At 68.7% G+C, this 23333-nt stretch carries 22 protein-coding genes; 8 read left to right on the top strand and 14 right to left on the bottom strand.

The features are described from left to right. Window positions 1-17: 17 nt before the first annotated feature. From ASC98_RS03515 to ASC98_RS03480, 8 genes are all read right to left on the bottom strand, one after another. Window positions 18-1157, bottom strand: coding sequence for an ABC transporter substrate-binding protein (locus tag ASC98_RS03515; RefSeq protein WP_056819642.1), 1140 nt, complete (start codon window positions 1155-1157; stop codon window positions 18-20). Beyond that, the gene (locus ASC98_RS03510) at window positions 1154-1606 is read right to left on the bottom strand and encodes a thioesterase family protein (RefSeq protein ID WP_056805363.1); all 453 of its coding nucleotides are present in this window, start codon (window positions 1604-1606) and stop codon (window positions 1154-1156) included. The genes ASC98_RS03515 and ASC98_RS03510 overlap by 4 nt, the downstream gene beginning before the upstream one ends. Then, window positions 1603-3459 carry a feruloyl-CoA synthase gene (locus tag ASC98_RS03505; protein WP_056805361.1) on the bottom strand — a complete coding sequence of 619 codons (1857 nt, stop codon included), beginning with the start codon at window positions 3457-3459 and terminating at the stop codon, window positions 1603-1605. The genes ASC98_RS03510 and ASC98_RS03505 overlap by 4 nt, the downstream gene beginning before the upstream one ends. Continuing rightward, the gene (locus ASC98_RS03500; protein ID WP_056805358.1) at window positions 3456-4223 is read right to left on the bottom strand and encodes a crotonase/enoyl-CoA hydratase family protein; all 768 of its coding nucleotides are present in this window, start codon (window positions 4221-4223) and stop codon (window positions 3456-3458) included. Before ASC98_RS03500 ends, ASC98_RS03505 begins: the two co-directional genes overlap by 4 nt. A 74-nt stretch (window positions 4224-4297) precedes the next feature. Further along, the gene (gene boxA / locus ASC98_RS03495) at window positions 4298-5530 is read right to left on the bottom strand and encodes a benzoyl-CoA 2,3-epoxidase subunit BoxA (protein ID WP_056805355.1); all 1233 of its coding nucleotides are present in this window, start codon (window positions 5528-5530) and stop codon (window positions 4298-4300) included. A 1-nt stretch (window position 5531) separates the two neighbouring features. Further along, window positions 5532-6959, bottom strand: coding sequence for a benzoyl-CoA 2,3-epoxidase subunit BoxB (gene boxB / locus ASC98_RS03490; RefSeq protein WP_056805464.1), 1428 nt, complete (start codon window positions 6957-6959; stop codon window positions 5532-5534). 63 nt (window positions 6960-7022) lie between these two features. Further along, window positions 7023-8705, bottom strand: a complete 1683-nt coding sequence (boxC, locus tag ASC98_RS03485; RefSeq protein WP_056805352.1) for a 2,3-epoxybenzoyl-CoA dihydrolase — start codon at window positions 8703-8705, stop codon at window positions 7023-7025. 75 nt (window positions 8706-8780) lie between these two features. Continuing rightward, complete coding sequence (locus ASC98_RS03480; protein ID WP_056805348.1) at window positions 8781-9695, bottom strand: helix-turn-helix transcriptional regulator; 915 nt, start codon at window positions 9693-9695, stop codon at window positions 8781-8783. Between the two features lie 322 nt (window positions 9696-10017). Between ASC98_RS03480 and ASC98_RS03475 the strand changes: the two genes are divergently transcribed. From ASC98_RS03475 to ASC98_RS03440, 8 genes are all read left to right on the top strand, one after another. Then, window positions 10018-11595 carry a benzoate-CoA ligase family protein gene (locus ASC98_RS03475; protein ID WP_056805345.1) on the top strand — a complete coding sequence of 526 codons (1578 nt, stop codon included), beginning with the start codon at window positions 10018-10020 and terminating at the stop codon, window positions 11593-11595. A gap of 3 nt (window positions 11596-11598) precedes the next feature. Next, window positions 11599-12414 carry an alpha/beta fold hydrolase gene (locus ASC98_RS03470; RefSeq protein WP_056805342.1) on the top strand — a complete coding sequence of 272 codons (816 nt, stop codon included), beginning with the start codon at window positions 11599-11601 and terminating at the stop codon, window positions 12412-12414. 76 nt (window positions 12415-12490) lie between these two features. Then, window positions 12491-13618, top strand: coding sequence for an ABC transporter substrate-binding protein (locus ASC98_RS03465; RefSeq protein WP_157598194.1), 1128 nt, complete (start codon window positions 12491-12493; stop codon window positions 13616-13618). A gap of 1 nt (window position 13619) precedes the next feature. After that, window positions 13620-14492 carry a branched-chain amino acid ABC transporter permease gene (locus ASC98_RS03460; RefSeq protein ID WP_056805336.1) on the top strand — a complete coding sequence of 291 codons (873 nt, stop codon included), beginning with the start codon at window positions 13620-13622 and terminating at the stop codon, window positions 14490-14492. Continuing rightward, window positions 14492-15460: a branched-chain amino acid ABC transporter permease gene (locus ASC98_RS03455; RefSeq protein ID WP_056805333.1), complete on the top strand. Its 969-nt coding sequence runs from the start codon at window positions 14492-14494 to the stop codon at window positions 15458-15460. The genes ASC98_RS03460 and ASC98_RS03455 overlap by 1 nt, the downstream gene beginning before the upstream one ends. Continuing rightward, a complete protein-coding gene (locus tag ASC98_RS03450) occupies window positions 15457-16206 on the top strand; it encodes an ABC transporter ATP-binding protein (protein ID WP_056819639.1) in 750 nt (249 codons plus the stop codon). Before ASC98_RS03455 ends, ASC98_RS03450 begins: the two co-directional genes overlap by 4 nt. Further along, window positions 16203-16916 (top strand): ABC transporter ATP-binding protein, encoded by a 714-nt coding sequence (locus ASC98_RS03445; RefSeq protein ID WP_056805326.1) that lies wholly within the window; start codon window positions 16203-16205, stop codon window positions 16914-16916. Before ASC98_RS03450 ends, ASC98_RS03445 begins: the two co-directional genes overlap by 4 nt. Before the next feature lie 326 nt (window positions 16917-17242). Further along, window positions 17243-18331: a hypothetical protein gene (locus ASC98_RS03440; RefSeq protein WP_157598159.1), complete on the top strand. Its 1089-nt coding sequence runs from the start codon at window positions 17243-17245 to the stop codon at window positions 18329-18331. Between the two features lie 20 nt (window positions 18332-18351). Here ASC98_RS03440 and ASC98_RS03435 read toward each other — a convergent pair whose 3' ends face one another. The 6 genes from ASC98_RS03435 to ASC98_RS29230 all read right to left on the bottom strand — a co-directional run bounded on the left by ASC98_RS03435 (window position 18352) and on the right by ASC98_RS29230 (window position 23326). After that, window positions 18352-18681 (bottom strand): hypothetical protein, encoded by a 330-nt coding sequence (locus tag ASC98_RS03435; RefSeq protein WP_056805321.1) that lies wholly within the window; start codon window positions 18679-18681, stop codon window positions 18352-18354. Between the two features lie 38 nt (window positions 18682-18719). Next, the gene (locus tag ASC98_RS03430) at window positions 18720-19265 is read right to left on the bottom strand and encodes a methylated-DNA--[protein]-cysteine S-methyltransferase (RefSeq protein WP_056805318.1); all 546 of its coding nucleotides are present in this window, start codon (window positions 19263-19265) and stop codon (window positions 18720-18722) included. Window positions 19266-19282: 17 nt separating this feature from the next. Further along, window positions 19283-19918, bottom strand: a complete 636-nt coding sequence (gene queE / locus ASC98_RS03425; protein ID WP_056805316.1) for a 7-carboxy-7-deazaguanine synthase — start codon at window positions 19916-19918, stop codon at window positions 19283-19285. A 23-nt stretch (window positions 19919-19941) separates the two neighbouring features. Further along, the gene (locus tag ASC98_RS03420) at window positions 19942-21048 is read right to left on the bottom strand and encodes a 6-carboxytetrahydropterin synthase (protein WP_056805313.1); all 1107 of its coding nucleotides are present in this window, start codon (window positions 21046-21048) and stop codon (window positions 19942-19944) included. A 477-nt stretch (window positions 21049-21525) separates the two neighbouring features. Beyond that, window positions 21526-21912, bottom strand: coding sequence for a DUF433 domain-containing protein (locus tag ASC98_RS31460; protein WP_235581154.1), 387 nt, complete (start codon window positions 21910-21912; stop codon window positions 21526-21528). A 406-nt stretch (window positions 21913-22318) separates the two neighbouring features. Next, window positions 22319-23326, bottom strand: coding sequence for an HNH endonuclease (locus ASC98_RS29230; RefSeq protein ID WP_082542191.1), 1008 nt, complete (start codon window positions 23324-23326; stop codon window positions 22319-22321). Window positions 23327-23333 lie beyond the last annotated feature (7 nt).

Genomic DNA, 23333 nt, shown 5'->3' with positions numbered 1-23333 from the left:
AGCGGCGCGTCAGCCGATCACTTGACGACGTCCCAGTCGCCGTTGACGACCTTCAGCAGCACGCCGGTGTCGGGCGTGAAGCCGAAGTGGTCGGTCGCGGTGTAGTTCAGCACGCCCTGCGACATCGGAATGCGGCCGGCCGTCTCCAGCGCCTCCTTCAGCGCGGCGCGGAATTCCTTCGTGCCCGGCTTCGCCTTCTTCAGCGCCATCGGAATGATCTTCTCGAGCACGATCGCGGCGTCGAACGCATGCGCGCCGAACTGGTTCGCGCTCTTCGGCCCGAACGCCTTCTCGTACTGCTCGATGAAGCGCACGCCGAGCGCCTTGCTCGGGTTGCTGTCGGGCAGCTTCGGCGCCACCAGCGCCGGGCCCGACGAGACGAACGAGCCTTCGACGTCCTTGCCGCCGACGCGGATCAGGTCCAGCGTGGCCGCGCCGTGCGTCTGGTAGATCTTCCCCTTCGGGTAGCCGCGCTCGACCAGGCCCTTGTGCGGCATCGCCGCGCCGCTGCCCGATGCGGCGATCAGGATCGCATCCGGGTTCGCGCCAACCAGCTTCAGCGCCTGGCCGGTGATGCTGGTGTCGGCCCGCGCGAAGCGCTCGACGCCGACGTTCTTGATGCCGGCCGCGGTGGCCTGCGCGGTGATGTCCTTCAACCAGGCCTCGCCGTACGCATCGGCATAGCCGACGAAGCCGAAGGTCTTGGCGCCGGTCTTCTTCCAGTGCTCGACGATCGGGATCGACATCACCGCGGTCGACTGCGGCAGCCTGAAGGTCCACGCGCCCTTGCCTTCGGGCAGCGGGATCGGCGACAGCGCCAGCTGCACCGTCTGCGCCTCGGCTGCGACGTCGGACATCGCGATCGCGATCGGCGTGGCCGCCGAGCCGACGATGATGTCGACCTTGTCTTCGGTGACGAAGCGGCGCGCGTTCTTCACGCCGACGGTCGGGTCGGTCGCGTCGTCGAGCACGATCACGTTCAGCTTCTCGCCGGCGATCGTGGCCGGCCACAGGCTGATGCCGTTCTTGCACGGGATGCCGAGCGCCGAGGTCGGGCCGGTCAGCGGGACGCTGACGCCGATCGTCACGTCGGCCTGCGCGCCCGCCGCGATTGCGGCCAAGGCAGCCGTGGCCAGCCAGGTCTTCAGGTGCTTCATGGGGTGGTCTCCGTTCGGGGTCGTGATGCTTGTCGACACAGCGCGCGGATGTCGTCCGGCACCGCGATGGACTTCAGTTTTCCGGTGACGTCGCGGGTCACGAAGATGCGCGTCTCGCGGCCTTCGCAGACCAGCTCGCCGTCGCGCAGCACGCGGTGGAGCTGCACGAAGACCTTGCCGCGCCATTCGTCGACGCAGGTCTCGATCGTGATCGTCTCGCCATAGGTGACCGACTGCAGGAAGCGGGTGTGGATCTCCAGCAGCGGCGTGCCGACGATGCCGCGCGTGCGCTCCAGCTCGCGCCATGGCGGCACGCCGCACTGCATGAAGAACGACAGCGAGGCCGCGTCCATCCAGCGCGAGAAGTTCGGGAAGAAGACGATGCCGGCCGGGTCGCAGTCGCCGAAGTTCACGGCGACGGTGTGCGTGGTGGTGCGGGAGTCGCTCATGCCGATCGGCTGCCCGGAAGGAACAGGCCGGGCGCGCTGCCGTCGTGCAGCTGCTCGACGAGCGCGGCCCGGCAGGCCAGCACCGCGCGCTGGTTGATCGATCCCTTGTCGGTGACTTCACCACGGTCGATCGCCGGCGGCTCGGCCAGCAGCAGCGCGCGCGCGACGCGCGTCGCGCTGCCGGTGCCGGCGTCGTGCAGCAGGTCGATCCAGCGCTGGAAGAACGCGCGCACCGGCGCCGCGGCCAGCACCTCGGCCAGCGACGCATCGGCCGCGAGGCCGGCGAGCGCGCGGCAGCGGTCGGCGCGCGGAAACACCAGCAGGCCGATCTCGCTGCGGTTCAGCCCGGTGACGACCACGTCCTGCACGCAGGGGTCGCCGGCCGTGATGGCCCGCGCGCGCAACGGGCCGACCGACACGAAGGTGCCGGTCGCGAGCTTGAAGTCCTCGGCGATGCGGCCGTCGAACGCGAGGCCGCGCTGCGGGTCGGCCGGATCGACCAGGCGCACCGCATCGCCGCTGGCGTAAAAACCGTCGTCGTCAAGGTGTCCGGCCGATGCCAGCCGCCAGTAGCCCGGCGTGACATTCGGGCCGCGGTAGCGCAGCTCGGTCTTGTCGCCGCTCGGCACCAGCTTCAACGCGATGCCGGGGGCCGGCAGGCCGATGTGGCCGGAGCGCACGTCGTCGCCATTGGCGCAGATCGCGAACGGCGCGGTCTCGGTCATGCCCAGGCCCGTCAGCATGCGGATGCGCTCGCCGCAGGTGGCTTCGGCCAGCCGGTCGAGCTGGTCCCACACCGGCTGAGACAGCCCGGCACCGGCGAAGAAGAACATCTGCACGCGGCTGAACAGCATGTCGCGCAAGGCAGCGTCGTGCTCCAGCGCGTTGGCGATCTCCTCGAAGCCCTTCGGCACGTTGAAGTAGACGGTGGGTGCGATCTCGCGCAGGTTGCGCAGCGTCTGGCCGATCAGCGCCGGCGTCGGCTTGCCGTCGTCGATGTACAGCGTGCCGCCGTTCCAGACCGTCAGCCCGACGTTGTGGTTGCCGCCGAAGGTGTGGTTCCACGGCAGCCAGTCGACCAGCACCGGCGGCGTCTCGCCCAGGCACGGGAAGCACTGCAGGATCATCTGCTGGTTGCTGCACAGCATGCGCTGCGTGTTGATCACGCCCTTGGGCGCCTGCGTCGAGCCGGAGGTGAACAGGATCTTCGCGATGGTGTCGGGGCCGACGCGGGCATGGGCCTCATCGACCGCGTCGGTGGGCGTGGTCGCGAGCAGGTCGGCGAAGTGCAGCGCGTGGCGGCCCTCGACCGCGCCGCTGGCGAGCGCGAGCGGCGTGCCATGCGGCAGCGCGGCGTCGATCGCCCGCGCGTAGGCCGGGCCGTTCGCGGCGAACACCAGCCCCGGCGTCAGCAGGCCGAGGATGTGGCGCAGCTTCGCATGGTCCTGCGACAGCAGCGAGTACGCCGGCGAGACCGGCGCACAGGGCACGCCGGCCCACATCGCGCCGAGCGTCAGCAGCAGGTGCTCGAGGTCGTTGTCGGAGAGGATCGCGAGCGGCCGCTCCGGGCCGAGCCCGAGGTCGAGGAACGCCTGCGCGATGCTGCGCGCGCCGTGCACCGCGTCGCGGTAGCTCAGGCGGCGCCAGGTGCCGGTGGCATCGCGCTTGGCGGCCAGCGTGCGCTCGGGCGCCTTCGCGGCCCAATGCTGCAATCGATCGGTCAGCCGCAGCGGATGCGCTTGCAGCGGCTCGGTCGATTCGATCCACAGGCTGCCGTCGTCGCCCGGCGTGAAGCGTGCGGTGAGCGAGCCGCCCAGCGCCACCGGACGATAGCGTGGCAGCGCCGCGCTCATGTCCTGCCGACCTTGCCGGCCTGGCCGTCGAGGAAGGCGCGCATGCGCTGCTTGGCCGCGTCGTCGGCCTGCGCGATCGCGGCCATCAGCGATTCGGTGAACAGCCCGGCCGCCTGGCCCTGCTCGGCGATGCGCGGCAGCGCATGCATCACCGCGAAGTTCGACAGCGGCGCGTTGGATGCGATCTTGCGGGCCAGCTCGAACGCGGTCGCGAGGCCCTGCCCATCGTCGACCAGGTACTGCGACAGCCCGATGCGCTGGCCTTCCTCGGCATCGTGCACGCGACCGGTCAGCATCATGTCGCTCATGCGGGCGACGCCGATCAGCCGCGGGATGCGCGCCGAGCCGCCACCGCCGACGAACAGGCCGCGCTGGCCTTCGGGCAGGCCATAGAAGGCGCTGCGCTCGGCGACGCGGAGATGCGCGGCGCTCGCGAGTTCAAGCCCGCCGCCGACCACCGCGCCGTGCAGCACCGCGACCACCGGCACGCGGCCGAACTGGACCTGCTCGAAGGCCGCATGCCACGAGCGCGAATGGAGGATGCCGTCGGCGGCGCTGCGTTCATCGAGTTCGGACAGGTCCAGGCCGGCGCAGAAATGCGGGCCCTCGCCGCTCAGCACGACGGCGCGCACGCTCGCGTCGAAGGCGGCGAACGTGTGGTGCAGCTCGGCGATCAGCGCGTCGTTCAGCGCGTTGCGCTTCTCGGGTCGGGTGAGCCGCACATGGGCGACCGGACCTTCATGGGTGATGGACAGCAGGGTCACGGTGCGCGGCGGTTGAAGCTTGAACAGTTATGAGTCTTAAACAAACGACGCCGCGGCACAGCAGGGATTACCCCTCAATACGTCTCCACGTGGAAGCGCCCCTCCTCCACCAGTTGCCGGTGCAGCAGCGGCCAATCGAGCCCCGCCGCCGCGCACACGTCGGCCAGCGCTTCCAGCACGCCGGTCTCCATCCCCTTCAGCCCGCACAGGTAGAGGCAGGTGTCGCCGCGCAGCAGGTCGACGACATCGGCCGCGCGCTCGCGCAGCAGATCCTGCACATAGCGCCGCGGCTGCCCCGGCACGCGCGAGAACGCGAGCGAGGTGTCGATGAACGACGCCGGCAGCTTGGTCAACGGCCCGAAGTACGGCAGCTCCTCGGGCCGCCGCGCGCCGAAGAACAGCATCAGCCGCGCGTAGACCGGCTTGCCCGCGACCATCAGGCGCCGCCGGTGCTCGGTCATCGCGCGCATCGGCGCCGCGCCGGTGCCGGTGCAGATCATCAGCAGGTTCGACCCGTCGTGGTTGGGCATCAGGAAGCGGTCGCCGAACGGGCCGCAGACCTGCACCGTGTCGCCCTTGCGCAGGTCGCACAGGTAGTTCGACGCGACGCCGCGCACCGGCTGCCCGTCGTGATCGCTGGTCACCCGCTTCACCGTCAGCGAGACGTTGTTGTAGCCCTCGCGCTCGCCGCTGCGCGGGCTCGCGACCGAGTACATGCGCAGGTAGTGCGGCTTGCCGCTCGCATCGAGCCCCGGCGGCGCGATGCCGATGGCCTGGCCTTCGAGCAGCGGGAAGAACTGCGTGCCGAAATCGAGCACCAGGTGGTGGATGTCGCCTTCGGCATCGGGCGCGGTCAGCCGGAAGTTGCCGGCCACCGTCGCCTGCACCGGCTTCTTCAGCGTGTGCAGGTTCAGGTACGGGTGCGCGGCCGACCACGGCGGCCGCGCCGACGACGGCGACAGCGCCGCGTTCGCCTGCGGCGGCACGTCGTCGACCGGCGCGGCACCCGCGTCGGCCAGCGGCTGCGCGAGCGCCGGCATCTCCTGCTTCGGCGGCAGTTCGTCCCAGCCGAACTGCGCCTCGACCGAATAGGCCGCCGCCTTCGGCACCGGGTGCCAGTGGTCGATGCTGCCGGTCGGGCATGGCGACACGCAGGCCTGGCAGCCGTTGCAGATCGCCGGATCGACGACGTAGTTGCGGTCGTCGTGCGTGATCGCATCGACCGGGCAGGTCTCCTCGCAGGTGTTGCAGCGGATGCAGACCTCGGGGTCGATCAGGTGCTGCTGGATGAAGATGACGGGGTCCATCTCAATTGAATCGCACGTACTCGAAATCGGCCGGCTGCTTGTTGATGCCGATCGGCGGCGGCGCGATCCAGTTCGCGTATTTCCCGGGCTCGACGACGCGGCCCATCAGCGACGCGACGTAGGCGCGGTCTTCCTCGCTCGCGAGCCAGTGTGGCACGTTGGCCTGCCATTCGACCTCGCCGATCACCCGGCCGTCGGGGCTGACGCGCAGCCCGGCGAAGCTGCCGATGTGGCGGTTGAAGGCCTTGTGCGGCACGCTCAACCGGAACGCGAGACCGGCCTTCTCGATCACCTTGTTCCATCGGTTCACGCCGGCCGACGAATCGCGGATGTAGTCGTCGCGCAGCACCTCGTTCAGCGCGTTCAGCATCGGCACCTCTTTCTCGACCAGCACGCCGTCGCGCACGTCGAGGATCTTGTAGTGCGCGCCCTTCAGCACGTGGTCGTCGGCACGCTTGCCTTCTTCGTAGCGGCCCTTCAGCCCCGAGCTGTAGAAGATCGCCGCATTGCTCGACTGGTCGGCACCGAACAGGTCGATGGTCACGCTGTAGTGGAAGTTCAGGTAGCGCTGGATCGTCGGCAGGTCGATCACGCCGTGGCGGCGCAGCTCGGCCGGGTCTTCCAGGCCGGTCTGCTTCATCACCTCGCAGGTGCGCTGGATCACGCGCGACACGCCGGATTCGCCGACGAACATGTGGTGCGCCTCTTCGGTCAGCATGAAGCGCGTGGTGCGCGACAGCGGATCGAACGCGCTCTCGGCCAGCGCGCACAGCTGGAACTTGCCGTCGCGGTCGGTGAAGTAGGTGAACATGTAGAACGCCAGCCAGTCCGGCGTCTCTTCATTGAAAGCCCCGAGGATGCGCGGGTTGTCCTGGTCGCCGGAGCGGCGTTCGAGCAGCGCCTCGGCCTCCTCGCGGCCGTCGCGGCCGAAGTGCTTGTGCAGCAGGTAGACCATCGCCCACAGGTGGCGGCCTTCCTCGACGTTCACCTGGAACAGGTTGCGCAGGTCGTACTGGCTGGGCGCCGTCTTGCCGAGGTGGCGCTGCTGCTCGACCGAGGCCGGCTCGGTGTCGCCCTGCGTGACGATGATGCGGCGCAGGTTGGCGCGGTGCTCGCCGGGCACGTCCTGCCAGGCGGCCTCGCCCCGGTGGTCGCCGAAGCCGATGCGGCGGTCGGCCTCGGGTTGCGCGAGGAAGATGCCCCAGCGGTAGTCGGGCATCTTCACGTGGCCGAACTGCGCCCAGCCGTCGGGCGTGGTGCTGGTGGCGGTGCGCAGGTAGACGTCGAAGCCGTGCGAGCCGTCGGGGCCCATGTCCTGCCACCAGTTCAGGTAGTTGGGCTGCCAGTGCTCGAGCGCGCGCTGCAGCGTCCTGTCCTCGGACAGGTTGACGTTGTTCGGGATCTTGTCGGTGTAGTTGATGCTGGACATGGGCTTGGTTTCGTTGCGCTGCACTTCGACAGGCTCAGTGCGACCGGCTTGTGTGCGGGCGTCCTAGATTCGTTTCCAGTCGAACTGGGCCTTGTGCCCGGTGCCGTAGACCTTCAGCGCGCCGGCCTCGCCGACAGCGTTCGGGCGGTTGAAGATCCAGTTCTGCCACGCGGTCAGGCGGCCGAAGATGCGGGTCTCCATGCTCTCGGTGCCGGCGAAGCGCAGGTTGGCCTCCAGGCCGGTCAGCGCATCGGGCGACAGGCTCGCGCGCTCCTCGATGGCGATGCGGATCTCGTCGGCCCAGTCGATGTCGTCGGGCGCCGCGGTGACGAGGCCGAGTGCGAGCGCCTGGTCGGCATCGAGCGCCCGGCCCTGCGTGGCCTGCACCGCGGCGATCTCGTCGGCATCGCGGTGGAAGCGGCGCTGCAGACGCGTCTCGCGGCTGACCATCGGCAGCGCGTCGAAGTTGAACGGCGACAGCGCGATCTTCGGCGCTGCGCCGGGCTCGTCGGGCAAGGCCAGCATGTAGATGCGGTCGGCCGCCAGCGCGATCTCGAGCAGCGAGCCGGCGAAGCACGAGCCGCGGTCGACCAGCGCGAACAGCGAGCGCGACGACACGTCGAGCCGCGCCAGCGTGCGCCGCAGCAGGCCGATGGTCTCGCGCACCAGCCAGTGCGCCTGGTGTGCGTACAGCGTCGCGTCCATCGCGAGCACCGCGTCGACGCTGCCCTGCGTCTTCAGCAGCCAGGTGCCGATCTCGGGTTCGTTGGTGCGCAGGTGCAGGATCGCGTCGTCGAGCTCGCGTGCCATCTGCAGCGGGTACCAGGCGGCCCCGGCGGCTTCGATGCCGGCGATGTCCGTCGGTTGCGCGCCGGCGGGGGCACGCACCGCCAGCGTCGCATGGCGTGCCGCGCGGTCGATCTGCACGTCGACATGGCCATAGGCCAGTGCGTCGGCGGACCGCTGCTTGCTCAAGCGCGGCAACGGCACGCCGCGTGCGCCGGCCGGCCGGTCGCTCAGCGCGGCCAGTTCGCGCGCCCGCTCCTGCACGCGCTGCGCGAAGGCCTGCGTCTTCACCGCCTCGTCGACCAGCCGCCAGTCCACCGCCTTCCTGCCGCGCACGCCTTCGCTGGTGGTGCAGAAGATGTCGGCATGGTCGTGGCGCACGCGGCGCTTGTCGGTCAGCCGCGTCAGCCCGCCGGTGCCGGGCAGCACGCCGAGCAGCGGCACCTCGGGCAGGCTGACGGCCGACGAGCGGTCGTCGACCAGGATGATCTCGTCGCAGGCCGCGGCCAGCTCGTAGCCGCCGCCGGCACAGGCACCGTTGACGGCGGCGAGGAACTTCAGGCCGCCGTGCCGGCTGCTGTCTTCCAGCCCGTTGCGCGTCTCGTTCGTGAACTTGCAGAAGTTGACCTTCCAGCCATGGCTTGAAAGGCCGAGCATGAAGATGTTGGCGCCCGAGCAGAACACCCGCTCGCGGCCGCTGGTGATGATCACCGTGCGCACCGCCGGGTGCTCGAAGCGGATGCGCTGCACCGCGTCGTGCAGCTCGATGTCGACGCCGAGGTCGTAGCTGTTGAGCTTCAGCTTGTAGCCCGGCCGCAGCCCCCCGTCTTCGCTGACGGACAGCACCAGCGTCGCGACGTCGCCTTCGACGCCGAGGCGCCAATGGCGGTAGCGGTCGGGATGGGTTTCGTAGTCGACCGGGTCGGCAGGGTCGACCCGGTCAATGGCAGCAGCAGTCATGGGCATCTCCAGCCGGCGGCAGTATGCTGCACGCCCGACAATAGAAATGCAATTTAGTGCATGTCGCGCCGAGCGTCAACCCGCCAGCCGGATCGTGCCTCGCAATTGGTCTTGAAGCGACACGAACGCGGTCTCCAGGGTCTTGTCGCTGGTGTCGAACACCTCGTCGGCTTTCGAGTAGAAGGCCGCGCGGCTCTCGAGGATGCGCCGCAGGTCGTTCATCGCTTCGGCATTGCCCGACATCGGGCGGGTGTCGCCCTGGGCCAGCACGCGGTTCATGTGCTCTTCGGGCGAGGCGCGCACCCACACGGTGTAGCAGTGCGCCAGCAGCATGTTGAACGTGGCCGGGTCGGAGACGATGCCGCCGGGCGTCGCGATCACCGCGCGCGGGCAGCGCTGGATGCATTCCTCGAGCGCGCGCCGCTCGTAGCGGCGGTAGGCCGCCGGCCCGTACAGCGAATGGATCTCGGAGACGCTGCAGCCCGCCACCGTCTCGATGTGGCGGTTCAGCTCGACGAAGGGCACGGCCCAGCTGTCGGCCAGCAGGCGCCCGAGCGTGCTCTTGCCCGCCCCGCGCAGGCCGACCAGCGCGACCCGCTGGCGCCGGGCCGCCTGGCTGGCCGGCGCGCCGAACACCGAAGCCAGCGCCGAGCGCGCCTGCGCCAGCTCGGATTCGCTGCGGCCGCGCAGGATCTCGCGGATCATCAGCCACTCCGGCGAGCTGGCGGTCTCGTCGCCGACCAGCTCGGCCAGCGTGCAGTTCAGCGCCTGCGCCAGCTGCCGCAGGAACTGGATCGACGCATTGCCGACCCCCATCTCGACATTGGCCAGGTGCCGCTCCGACACGTCGGCCACCTTGGCAAGGCTCTTGCGTGTCAGCCCGCGCCGCGAGCGCAGCGCGCGCGTCCGCTCGCCCAGCGACGAGAGGAACGGGTCTTTGTCGGCGTTCGGGTCGGCATCGCCCTCCGGCGTGGGCGGCAGCGGCGGCATGGGCGGCGAAGTCGGGAATCGGTCCAAGGGTATGTCCGTAACGAGGTCGATCGGGACTGCTGGCTATACTGACTTCAGTGCAACATATTGCATCAGGTGGTTTCGCACTGTCCGTGAATGCATTATGCGGAGATCGCCGTGAGACGTCAGTGCGAACCCACCCGAAGGTCCATTGGGACGAAGTTGCGGTGCGGACGGTTCGGCCTCGCCGCGCTTGAGGTACAAACGCGGCCGGCCGTCCCGGCGGCCCCAGCTGTCGCGACGCGGGTGGCCCTCCAGGTCCGCCCCGGCATCCGGGCCGATTGACCGTCAGGAGAACAGCATGGCCCCGAACCTCGCCGTGGAGGCGCCGCCCGAACGATTCAACGTCGCCGCCCACCTGCTGCAGCGCAACGCCGGCCGCGCCGCGAAGACCGCCTACATCGACGACGACAGCCGCCTCAGCTACGGCGAGCTGGCCGACCGGGTGAAGCGCTGCGCCGCCGGGCTGCTGCGGCTCGGCCTGCGCCGCGAAGACCGCGTGCTGCTGCTGATGCTCGACACGGTGGACATGCCGGTCGCGTTCCTCGGCGCGCTGTATGCCGGCATCGTGCCGGTGCCGGTCAACACGCTGCTGCCGGCCGGCGACTACACCTACATGCTCGCGCACAGCCGGGCTCGCGCGCTGATCGTGTCGGGCGCGCTGTGGCCGGTGGCGCAGCAGGCGTTGGCGGGCCTGGACGAACCGCCGGTCGCCGTCATCGCCGGCGCGTCCGCCGCACCTGCCGCGGACGGCACGACGGCGTTCGCCGCGCTGCTCGACACCCCGCCGCTCGCCGCACCCGCCGACACGCAGGCCGACGACTTCGCGTTCTGGCTGTATTCGTCCGGCTCCACCGGCAAGCCCAAGGGCACGGTGCACAGCCACGCCAACCTGTACTGGACCGCCGCGCTGTACGGCCAGCCGGTGCTGGGCGTGCGCGAGGACGACACGGTGTTCTCGGCCGCCAAGCTGTTCTTCGCGTATGGGCTCGGCAATGCACTGACCTTTCCGCTGAGCGTCGGCGCGACCGTCGTGCTGATGGCCGAGCGGCCGACGCCGGCGGCCGTCTTCAAGCGCCTGACGCAGCACCGCCCGACCGTGTTCTGCGGCGTGCCGACCCTGTACGTCGCGCTGCTCGCGAACGACGCACTGCCGGTGCGCGACGCGGTCGCGCTGCGCGTCTGCGCGTCGGCCGGCGAGGCGCTGCCGCGCGAGGTCGGCGAGCGCTTCAGCGCGCACTTCGGCTGCGACGTGCTCGACGGCATCGGCTCGACCGAGATGCTGCACATCTTCCTGTCCAACCGCGAAGGCGCGCTGCGCTACGGCTGCACCGGCAAGCCGGTGCCGGGCTACGAGCTCGAACTGCGCAGCGACGACGGCGGCCCGGTCGCGCCCGGCGAGATCGGCGACCTGTTCATCCGCGGGCCGAGCGCCGCGCTGCTGTACTGGAACAACCGCGACAAGACGCGCGCCACCTTCCAGGGCGACTGGGTGCGCAGCGGCGACAAGTACGTGGTCGACGCCGACGGCTGGTACACCTACGCCGGCCGCAGCGACGACATGCTGAAGGTCAGCGGCCAGTACGTGTCGCCGATCGAGGTCGAATCGGCGCTGATGGGCCACGCGGCGGTCATGGAGTGCGCGGTGGTCGGCGTGACCGATGCGACCGGGCTGACGAAGACGCGCGCCTACGTCGTGCCGAACCCCGGCCACGACGCCGGCCCGGCGCTCGAGGCCGCGCTGAAGGTCTTCGTGAAGACCCGGCTCGCACCGCACAAGACGCCGCGCGACATCGTCTTCACGACCGAACTGCCGAAGACCGCGACCGGCAAGATCCAGCGCTTCAGGCTGCGGGCGCTGGGCGACACGCCCGCCTGACGCATGGTCGGTCGCCGTTACGCCGAACCGATCCAGTTCGCCGAACTCGAGGGGCGCGGCCGGCCGCTGCGCCTCGAATACCAGTGGGTCGGCGATGCTGCATCGACGCTGCCGGTCGTCGTGTTCCTGCATGAAGGGCTGGGCTCGGTCGCGATGTGGAAGAACTTCCCGCGCCAGCTGTGCCAGGCCCACGGCCTGCGCGGGCTGGTGTATTCGCGCTACGGCTACGGCCAGTCGACACCGAAGCCGCGCGACGAGCGCTGGCCGGTCGACTTCATGCACATCCAGGCGCGCGAGGTGCTGCCGGCCCTGCTGCAGCAGCTGGGCGTCGCGCGGCCCTGGCTGTTCGGCCACAGCGACGGCGGCAGCATCGCGCTGCTGCATGCGGCGTCGCACCCGACCGCCGGCGTGGTCGCGATGGCGCCGCACATCCGGGTCGAGGACCTGAGCATCGCGAGCATCGAGCAGGCCCGCCGCACCTATGAAACCACCGATTTGCCGCAGCGCCTCGGGCGCTACCATGCGGACGCGGAGTCGGCCTTCCGCGGGTGGAACGACATCTGGCTGGCGCCGGAGTTCCGTGGCTGGACGATCGAGGACGAGCTGCCCGCGATCGCCTGCCCGGTGCTGGCGGTGCAGGGCGTCGACGACGAGTACGGCACGCTGGAACAGATCCGCGGCATCGCGCGGCGCGCGCCGCAGACCCGGCTGCTGGAGCTGGCGCAGTGCGGCCATTCGCCGCACCGCGACCAGGCCGACCTCGTGATCCGCGAGACCGGCCGCTTCATCGCCGGATGGGCTGGCACCCCCGAATCCTGAACCTCAAACGGAGATTGGCATGCACCTGATCAAACTGTCGGCCGCGGCCGCCCTGGCGACGACGCTGGCCCTGTCGATGGCGATGTCGGGCGAGGCCCATGCGCAGGCCGCCGCCGGGCCGGTCAAGGTGGGCTTCATGCTGCCCTACACCGGCACCTACGCGAGCCTGGGCAACATGATCGAGGCCGGCTTCAAGCTCTACGTGCAGGAGCAAGGCGGCAAGCTCGGCGGCCGCGAGATCCAGTACTTCAAGGTCGACGACGAGTCCGAGCCGTCGAAGGCGACCGACAACGTCAACAAGCTGATCAAGCGCGACCAGGTCGATGTGCTGGTCGGCACGGTGCACTCCGGCGTCGCGCTCGGCATGGCGAAGGCGGCAAAGGAGAGCAACACGCTGATGATCGTGCCGAACGCCGGTGCCGACGCGATCACCGGCCCGCTGTGCTCGCCGAACATCGTGCGCAGTTCGTTCTCGAACTGGCAGCCGGGCTACTCCACCGGCGTCGTGGTGGCGCAGAAGGGCCACAAGCGCGCGATGACGATCACCTGGAACTACGCGGCCGGCAGCGAGACGGTGAAGGGCTTCACCGAGGCCTTCGAGAAGGCCGGCGGCAAGGTCGTGAAGGACCTGAACCTGCCGTTCCCGAACGTCGAGTTCCAGGCCCTGCTGACCGAGATCGCGGCGCAGAAGCCCGACGCGGTGTTCGCGTTCTTCGCTGGTGGCGGCGCGGTGAAGTTCGTCAAGGACTACGCGGCGGCGGGCCTGAACAAGACGATCCCGCTGTACGGCTCGGGCTTCCTGACCGACGGCACGCTCGAAGCTCAAGGCGCCGCCGCGCAGGGCCTGCAGACCACGCTGCATTACGCCGACAACCTCGACACGCCGCGCAACAACGCGTTCCGCAAGAGCTTCGCGCTGGCGTACAAGGCGAACGCCGACGTCTATGCGGTGCAGGGCTACGACGCGGCGCAGATCCTCGCGGCCGGCCTCACGGCGGTGAAGGGCGACCTGACGAAGCGCGAGGCGCTGACGACCGCGATGCACAAGACGACGGTCGACAGCCCGCGCGGCAAGTTCACGCTGTCGGCGGCCGGCAACCCGGTGCAGGACATGTACCTGCGCGAGGCGAAGGGCCCGAACAACGAGTTCAAGTCGATCGCCGTGAAGGCACTCGCCGACCCCGCGCGCGGCTGCAAGCTCTGAGGTGGACCTCGCCACCTTCCTCGTCCAGTGCCTGAACGCCGTCCAGTACGGCCTGCTGCTGTTCCTGGTGGCCAGCGGGCTGACGCTGATCTTCGGGATCATGGGCGTGATCAACCTGGCGCATGGCAGCTTCTACATGATCGGCGCCTACCTGGCGTTCGCGCTGGCGCCGTACTTCGTCGACCGGTTCCTGTTGATGCTGCTGGTGGGCACGCTGCTGGCCGCGCTGTTCGGCTTCGTGCTGGAGTGGCTGTTCTTCAGCTTCCTGTACCGGCGTGAGCACCTGCAGCAGGTGCTGATGACGTATGCGCTGATCCTGGTGTTCGAGGAGTCGCGCAGCCTGCTGCTCGGCAACGACGTGCACGGCGTGCAGCCACCCGCATGGCTCGCCGGCGGCATCGCGCTCGGCGAGCTGATGTCGTACCCGGTGTACCGGCTGTTCGCGTCGGCGGCCTGCCTCGCGGTCGCGGCGCTGCTGTACCTGGTGGTCAACCGCACGCGGCTCGGCATGATGGTGCGCGCCGGCGCCAGCAACCGCGACATGGTGCGCGGGCTCGGCATCGACATCCGGCTGCTGTACCGCGGCGTGTTCGCCGCCGGCGTCGCGCTCGCGGCGCTGGCCGGCATGATCGCCGCGCCGATGTCGTCGGTGTACCCGGGCATGGGCGGCAGCGTGCTGATCGTCAGCTTCGTCATCGTCGTGATCGGCGGCATCGGCTCGATCACCGGCGCGCTGGTCGCGTCGCTGCTGGTCGGCTTCGTCGACACCTTCGGCAAGGTGTTCTTCGCCGAGCTGAGCGGCATCGGCATCTACCTGCTGATGGCCATCGTGCTGGTGTGGCGGCCGGAAGGCCTGATGCGGCGGGGGCACTGATGCGCGTGCTCCGCTCGCTCTGGCTGCCGCTGGCGGTGCTGCTCGCATTGGCGCTGCTGCCGGCGGTGCTGTCGCCGTACCTGGTGGACCTGACGGTGAAGATCCTGATCTCGGCGATCTTCGCGCTGAGCCTGCAGCTGCTCGTCGGCACGACCGGGCTGGTGAGCCTCGGCCACGCGGCCTTCCTCGGCATCGGCGCCTACGTGACGGTGCTGGCGTCGCCGCAGGGCGAAGGTGCTTCGCTGTGGTGGCTGCTGCCCGCGGCGATGGCCGGCGCGGCGGCGTACGCATTGTTCGTCGGCGCGCTCAGCCTGCGCACCCGCGGCGTCTACTTCATCATGGTCACGCTCGCGTTCGCGCAGATGGCCTACTTCGTGTTCCACGACACCAGGCTCGCCGGCGGCAGCGACGGCCTCTACCTGTACGTGCGCCCGGTGCTGCGGCTCGGCGACACGCCGCTGCTCGACCTGGAGAACAAGCGCCAGGTCTACGGCCTGGTGCTGGCTTCGCTCGCGTTCACCTGGGGCCTGCTCGCGCTGCTGCTGCGCTCGCGCTTCGGCCACGCGCTGCAGGGCATCCGCGTCAACGAGGCGCGCATGCGCGCGGTCGGCTTCCGCACCTACGGCTACAAGCTGGCCGCCTTCGTGATCGCCGGGGCACTGGCCGGGCTGGCCGGCGCGCTGCTCGCGATCCAGGACGGCGTCGTGAACCCGGAGCTGCTGTCGTGGCACGAATCGGGCGCGGTGCTGCTGATGATCATCCTCGGCGGCCTCGGCCCGCTGCGCGGCGCGATCGTCGGTGCGGTGGCGTTCACGCTGCTGAAGGAACTGTTCGCGAGCGAAGGCCTGGTCGGCCCGCTGGCGGCGCACTGGCAGATGACGCTCGGCTTCACCATCATCGCGTTCGTCGCGCTGCTGCCGCGCGGCATCGTCGGGCTGCGGCTGCCGCTGCGCAAGGCGGCCGCATGAGCATCGTGATCGCGGCCACGACGCTGTCGCGCACGTTCGGCGGGCTGACGGCCGTCGACGCGGTGTCGCTCGACCTGCGGCTCGGCGAGGTGCATGCGGTGATCGGCACCAACGGCGCCGGCAAGTCGACGCTGGTCAACCTGCTGTCGGGCGAGCTGCCGGCCACGTCGGGGCGCATCCGTTTCGGCGACGACGACATCACCGGCTGGTCGCAGCCACGGCGCGCCCGCGGCGGCATCGGCCGCAGCTACCAGCGCACGACGATCTTCGACAGCTTCAGCGTGCACGAGAACTGCCGCCTCAGCGCGCAGGCCGCGCTGCAGCGGCCGTGGCAGGTGTGGCAGTCGGCGCAGCGCTGCACCGGCAGCCGCGCGGTGGCGATGCAGGCACTGCAGGCGGCCGGGCTCGGCGACAGCGCCGAGCGCATCGCCGGCACGCTGAGCCACGGCGAGAAACGCCAGCTCGAGATCGCGATGTGCCTGGCCACCCGGCCGCGCGTGCTGCTGCTCGACGAGCCGCTGGCCGGCATGGGCGCCGAGGAGACCGAGCGCATGCTCGCGCTGCTGCAGTCGCTGAAGGCGGGTCACGCGATCCTGCTGATCGAGCACGACATGGACGCGGTGTTCCGCATCGCCGACCGCATCACGGTGATGGTCAACGGCGCAGTGATCGCGTGCGATGTGCCGCAGCGCATCCGCGACCATCCGCAGGTGGTGACGGCCTACCTCGGCGAGGCGCATTCATGAACGCGCCGCTGGTCGAGATCGACGCGCTGCATGCCGGCTACGGCGACAGCCGCGTGCTGCACGGCGTGTCGTTCGCGCTGCCGGCCGGCAGCGCGCTCGGCCTGCTCGGCCGCAACGGCATGGGCAAGACGACGCTGATCCGCACGCTGATGGGCTACCTGCGCCCGACGGCCGGCCGCGTGCACTGGCAGGGCCGCGACGTGACCGGCTGGCCGCCGGAGCGCATCGCACGGCTCGGCGTCAGCTACGTGCCCGAGGGCCGCGGCATCTTCCCGAACCTGTCGGTGCGCGAGAACCTGGTGATGGCCGCGCGGGCCGCCGCCGACGGCCAGCGACCGTGGCCGCTGGAGCGCGTTCTGGAAACGTTTCCACGGCTCGGCGAACGGCTGGCGCATGGCGGCCACCAGCTGTCGGGTGGCGAACAGCAGATGCTGGCGATCGGCCGCGCGCTGATGACCAGCCCGCGGCTGCTGATCCTCGACGAAGCGACCGAAGGCCTCGCGCCGCTGGTGGTGGCCGAGATCTGGCGCGTGATCGCGCAGATCCGCGCCAGCGGCATCGGCACGCTGATCGTCGACCGCAACGTGCGGCGCGTGCTGGCGCACACCGACCAGGCGGTGGTGCTGGAGAAGGGGCGGATCGTCTGCGCGGCGGCATCCGCGACACTCGCTGCCGACGATGCAGCGCTGACGCGCTGGCTCGGCGTCTGACATTTCGTCAGGCTTACAACGCGTCGACACGCGGCGTTACCGGCTGTCGCGGGCCTGCCGTTTTTTGCCCGGCTTGATCCCGGCGCCGGTGCGGGCTTCCCATTTGTGTCACGTGCGTCAGCATCCGTTTCACCGGCGGCAGTCGGGCGAGTGCTTCCCAACATCGCGCGCAACCCGCGCCGATTCACGCTTCGTGCGGCCATGCACCACTTCGCGATCCGCACGCGCACCGCGCTGGACGCGCGATACGGCGGTGGCGTGTTTTTTGCGCTGGACAGGGCATTCCGGCCACGAGCCGGGCGGCTGTGCGTTGGGAGCGCCACCTCATGAACTTTCTGCCTCGCGTGGTGCTGCTCGGTGCCACGATTTCGGGCCTGCTGTTGACCGGCGGCTGCACCACGACCGCGAGCGCGATCATGAGCGTCACCGGCGTCGCCACCGACACCAGCCCGACCTGGGAAATCATCAAGCACATCCACGCCAAGCTGACCGAAGGCGATCCGCAGTCCTGCGCGTCGTTGAATTCCGCACAGCGCGCACTGACCCCGCGCTGCCTGCCGTTCCAGCCGGGCAGCCTGCAGGTCGCCGACATCCGCGCCAGCGGCTTCCAGGAATGCGTGCTGACGCTCGCGGCCCGCGACCCGCAGTTCTGGCCGGTGCTGCCGGAACTGCTGGACAAGGGCGCGCAGCCCGAGACCTGCTACATGCCGCCGATGGTCGCGCTGGCGCGGTCGCCGAACCCGGTCGATTTCTCCAAGGCGACGCCGCAGGCGCTGCGTTCGCTGCGCTTCCTGGCCGAGGTGGATTCGCGCGCGGTCAACCATGACGTCGTGCGGCTGCTGAGCTCGCCGAGCGCACGCGCCGCCGGGCTCGACGAGGTGATCTCGCAGTGGGCCGACCAGGGCGGCCTGGCCGTCGGCCAGCTGGCCTTCAGCCCGCTGGGCGCGCTGCACCCGAGCGCGCTGCAGACGCCGCTGGCGAGCAAGCTCGAAGCGGCCGGCCACACCGCGAAGGCCGGCCTCGGCCCGTTCCAGGGCAAGCTGACCGCCGGTTTCGAAGAGGCGCTGCGCACCTCCGACTACGCGGCGCTCGAATGGTGGTTCAAGCGCGAACCGAAGCTGGTCGACAAGGTGCCGTCGACGCAAGGCCAGCAGCTGCCGTGGATTCCGCTGGCCCGTGTCGTCGTTCCGTCGTTCATGAACGACGAGCGCGCGCAGGCCCAGATGGTGACGTTCCTGATGAGCCACGGCGCGAACCCGTGGCAGGCGTTGCCGTACCAGCCGAACCAGACGGTGATCGGCTTCGCGAAGACCCTGAAGAGCCCGACGCTCGCGCTGCTGGAGGCGCCGAAGGTGGCGCCCGCATCGACGACCGTGGTCGCCAACAGCGCGCTCGCCGGCGGCCAGGCGGAATAGCCCGGTCGCGAAGGGGCGGCTCAGTCGCCTGCGCTCGCCTGGCCGTCGTCAGGCTCGAGGAACGGCCAGCCGAGCAGTTCGGCGAGGCGGTGCACCACCCACACCGCTTCGGCCGGCGTGACCACCGGACCCGCCTGCAAGCCGCGCAGGCAGTCGGCGAGCACCGATCCGGTCGAGGCACCGGTGCCGAAATGCTGCGCAGCCGCACGCTCGCTCAGGTGCTGGGCCAGGTCTTCGCACAGCTCGGAGCGCTGGCGCAATTCGGCGAGCGGCACCGTCAGGCGCTGGCGCGCGTCGGTGTACAGCGCGTAGAAAGACGGCGGAACGTGGATCTGGTACTCGTCGGACATCGCGTGGATGATGCCAGCGTTCGCGGCAGCAACGCGCGCTACAGGTCGTCGAACAGGCCCGGCTCGCTGCCGATGCGGGCGCGTTCGATGACGAGCAGGCGGCGCTTCATGTCGAGCCCGCCCGGCGACGAGAAGCCGCCCGAACGACCTCCGGCGGCCAGCACGCGGTGGCACGGCACGATCGGCGGGAACGGGTTGCTGCCCATCGCCTGGCCGACCGCGCGGGCGCTGCCGGGCTCGCCGAGCTGCTGCGCGATCTCGCCGTAGCTGCGCGTCTCGCCCGGCGGGATCGCGAGCGCGATCGCGTAGGTGCGGCGGTGGAAATCGGGCAGCCCATCCAGGTCCAGCGGGGAACGCGACAGGTCGACGCGCTCGCCGGTCATCAAGGCCTGCAGGCGGCCGATGACGGCCTGGATCGCCGCGGGTGCGGTGTCTTCGACCGATGCGGCCAACCGCCGCCGGATGCGCCGGCGCAGGGCCGCCTCATCGGCATCGGGCAGCCACGCGCCGACGATGCCGTTCCCACCCCACGCGATCGCGCACGGGCCGATGGCGGTGGCGAAGACAGCGTGGCGCGGGGTCATTGCATCGGCTCAGCAGGTCACGCGATGCCGATGTACTTGTGCGTCTGCACGCTCAGGTGCCACAGCGGATGCGCCAGGCAGTACGCGACCGCCTGTTCGGTGTGGCGCTTGCGCTCCAGGCCATCCATCGGCTGCAGGAAGAAGTGGTCGAACTGGAGCGCCGTGAAGCGCTCGGGCATCGCTTTCGCCTGCGGGAAGACGAGTTTCAGCTCGTGGCCCTTCGTCAGCACCAGCGCGGCGTCGGCCTTCGGGCTGACGCAGATCCAGTCGAGGCCCTTCGGTGCCGGCTGCGTGCCGTTGGTCTCGACGGCGACCTCGAATCCCTGCGCGTGAAGGGCGTCGATCAGCGCCTCGTCGAGCTGCAGCAGCGGTTCGCCGCCGGTGCAGACGACGAACGGGCGGCCGGTGCGCGGCAGCGGCCAGTGCGATGCGACCGCCTGCGCCAGCACGAGCGCGCTGTCGAACTTGCCGCCGCCGACGCCGTTGGTGCCGACGAAGTCGGTGTCGCAGAACTGGCAGACGGCGGCGGCGCGGTCCTGCTCGCGGCCGGACCACAGGTTGCAACCGGCGAAGCGGCAGAACACCGCGGGGCGGCCGGCTTGGGCGCCCTCGCCTTGCAGCGTGTAGAACATTTCCTTGACCGCGTAGGTCATGCCGCTTCCTTCCGTGGGTTCGTTCAGATCGGGATCGCGAGGCCGGCTTGCGCCTCGGCCTGGTCGGCGATCACGATGGCGCCGCAGCCGCGCGTTTCGTAGAGGTCGACGCGGTCGACCATCGGCAGCACCGCGCGGGCTTGCCGGAGGATCCACGCGGCGAGCGTGGCGGTGTCGCAGTCGGCGAGGCCTTCGATCTCGTGGAGCGGCCGGTGGTCGAGCGCTTTGAAGATCGGATCGAAGAGCGTCTTCACATCGCCGAAATCGACCGTCCAGCCCATCAGCGTGTCGAGCGGCGCGGCCAGGTGCAGCCGCAGCGTGTAGGTGTGGCCGTGGATGCGGCGCAGCGGGCTGCCGTCGGGCGCGTGCCTGAGCTGCAGCGCACTGTCGAGCGTGAACTCTTTCCAGATGCGGTGGTGGCGGCCGTCGAAGTTGGCGCCGCACGATGCGGTCTCGTAGACGGTGATCCACGAGAGCTCGGGCAGCGTCGGCTTCAGGCGCTCCCAGATCCAGCTCGACATCAGCTCGCTGGTCGGGTTCTGCAGGCCGGGCAGGTCGTTCAGGCAGCCGTAGTTCAGCTCATGGTGCAGCGGCGCCCAGCAGTCGTCGAGGTGGTCGTAGTCGATGCTGAGGTCGCGCGCGCCGAGGTCCTGGTTGGCATGCACGATGACCTCGAAGCCGTGGCCGTGCATGCGGCCGCACTTGTGGCCGAGCGGCACGTTCGGCAGCTGGTGGGCGGCCTGGAAGAGGTAGCGCCGCCACACGTGCGCCTGGCCGGCGGCATCGAGGTCGACACCGCCGTGCGCGGTGCTCTGGATGCCGAGCTGCGTGATGCCGGGGGCGTCGAGCTGCGAGCGGATCCAGCGCGCGAGGTTCTCGTCGGTCGGTTGCGCGACGATGTCGTTCAGCAGGCGGTAGTCGAGCTGCGCGGTGCGCGATTCGAGGTCGGCGCGCAGGCGTTCGACCTCGCCGCCGGCGAACGCGGCCCAGTTGGCCGGCAGTTCGGCGCGCAGCGTCGCGAGGAAGCTGTGGCCGTGCAGTCGCCGGGAGCGATGGCCGGCCGGCAGCAGGCTCACCTCGCAGGCGGATTCGAAGCCGCTGGCGGCACAGTGAAGGGTCTTGATCGGCATGTTGTTCCTGCTCGGCCTGCGATTGTCGCCAACCCGCAGGAAAGCGCGCACGCAAAGCAAAACGCCCACATGGCGTGGGCGTTTTGTGGCGGCTTGGTCGTCGCTGCGTCTATGACCATATGCATGACAGCATGCATGACGACCTGACCTGATTTTGGTTGCGGGGGGACGCTCTTCCCCCCGGAGACGGATTTTACTGTAGAGCTACGATCCGCAAGATCGCCCGATCAGACGAAGGAGACGACGACCACGCAAAGGTGGTCGTCGCATGCGAGTTTCTCTATCGCTGTTGCCAGCGAACTCCCACTCCAGGTCGGACCCCTCGCGGGGCGGCGCTGCCCTTCCAAACTCGCTGAACGGCAGTCCTTCGGTGGGCACTCTACCTGAGCTAGCGGCGCCGTGCGGAATCGCCCTGCCGGGCTCAGTCAAACTGAACAAGTTCCAGGCTGAGGCACTCGTCTATCAGCAAGCGGAGCGTCATTCAGCAGCGCGCCTCACCACCTTGGTGACACGGCACGTCTTCGGCGGATTGATTTCCGCCAGCCTTCGTGGGCGGCCGCGCCGCGGGCGCATTTCTTCATAGACGCGGGCAGCCTGGAGGTGCGCCTCGGTCAGGAAGGGGCATGACACCTTCAAGCGCTGGACATCGACTCCCGCGGCAACCGATCCCAGCACGATGTCGATCGGCACGCGCGTCCCGGCAAATACCGCCGCGCCGCCCATCACGTCTGGACTGGTCACCACCAGCGCGTCAGCGTCGGAGACATCCTTCGCCCTCGCTGATACCTCGACAACGTAGGGCATCGCATCGACCTCCACAGAATAGTTGACGACTTCCCAACTGAACTTGTCTGGATGCGTCATCAGATGAGAGCACCTCAGCGCTGCACTGCAGCTGCACGACACGCTCGACAAGCTCCTCGAGCCACCTTTCGACGAGCCTCAGCAACGAGCCAGTTCTCGTCATCGAAGTACAACTTCGTGGAGGCCGCACACGGCCTCGCGAATTTCCGACTGCTCCCCAGATGCTCGAACAAGACTGCCGGCATCAGTACTCCCCGATGACTCGGCTCATATGGCGATCCGATAGCCCGGCGATGAGCGCTGCCTAGGCAGCAGGGATCAGGAACTCGGTGACGATGGGAAATCCTTCCGAACAACTGAAATAATAATTCAAGTTGCGGACTTCTGCAGCACAGTCGGCATGCGGAATGCAACTATGCGTACGGGACTCGTCGGCCGTTGGGTCATACCCGTTAACCAGACAAAACTAGGGCTTCCAGCCACGGCTCGCCCGAGCCGTGTTGATCAATGCTGGCGGCGGATAATCCCGAGCATCAACCGGTAATTCGATCATTGGCCGCAACATGGAATTGAACTGCCCCAATCCACCGTCGCGCCCTGCTGCCGCGAGCCGCTGGATCTCATGTTGACTTGTTTCAATTTTATACTTGTCATTAAACGATATCAATACCCTATCAAATGCGGCATGATGCATTTTGCAAAGCGCGATCCCATTGAATGTACTATCCCTACTCCTTCCATCTGCCACCGGCAGAATATGAGCAGCATCCAAGAGCTCCAACTGAACCCCACAGAATGCACAACGGTTTTTGTACGCGCTGAGGACTCGAGCCCGGAAATCGAATGCCCTATATTTTCGGAGTATCCGCGTCACAATCCTTTTTCGCTCTTGATCACCGATTGCCTCAACATCGGAATCGTTGACCTTAGCAAGATCGTTTAGCGGCTGAAGGTCGGTCTTTGCATGTTTATACCCATGCAGCTGATCAGCCTCTTGGACATAATCCACTAGAAACTGCGGCTTGAACGCGACAACGATTTGTCCATTCGTCTTGATCTGAATTGAAAATGCGTTGGTGTGCGCGGCGGCCAAGGTAGCTTCTTTGACTTGCGCCGAAGGAGATTTGCCTTTTTGATTCGCATGATGAGCTATGCTCCATCCGACGAAAACCTCGTAACCGTCATGCCAGCCCAGGAGAACTACAACTTCTCCCACGTGCAATTTAGGGACCTGCGCGGCAGGAGTGAATTGAATACGAAACTCGTCTCTTGCACGTTTCGAACCGCCTCCATGGGTGCAATTCCATATGTAAAAGCGGGCAGGCAACACGAATCCGTCAGGACTGAGAATTTGGATCCCGAACGGATGATGCTCATCAACGACTATGCACTGCGAGCCCGAATCGCGAATAGCTCCAAGCAGCACATCCAGCAGTTGGACCTTCTCGTGTACTGCAGTTGCTCGCGTGACCATTGCCGCT

The organism is Rhizobacter sp. Root1238, assembly GCF_001425825.1.
Lineage (GTDB): Bacteria > Pseudomonadota > Gammaproteobacteria > Burkholderiales > Burkholderiaceae_C > Rhizobacter.
The sequence above is the reverse complement of the archived record's forward strand: the minus strand, read 5'-3'. Positions and strand labels throughout refer to the sequence as shown.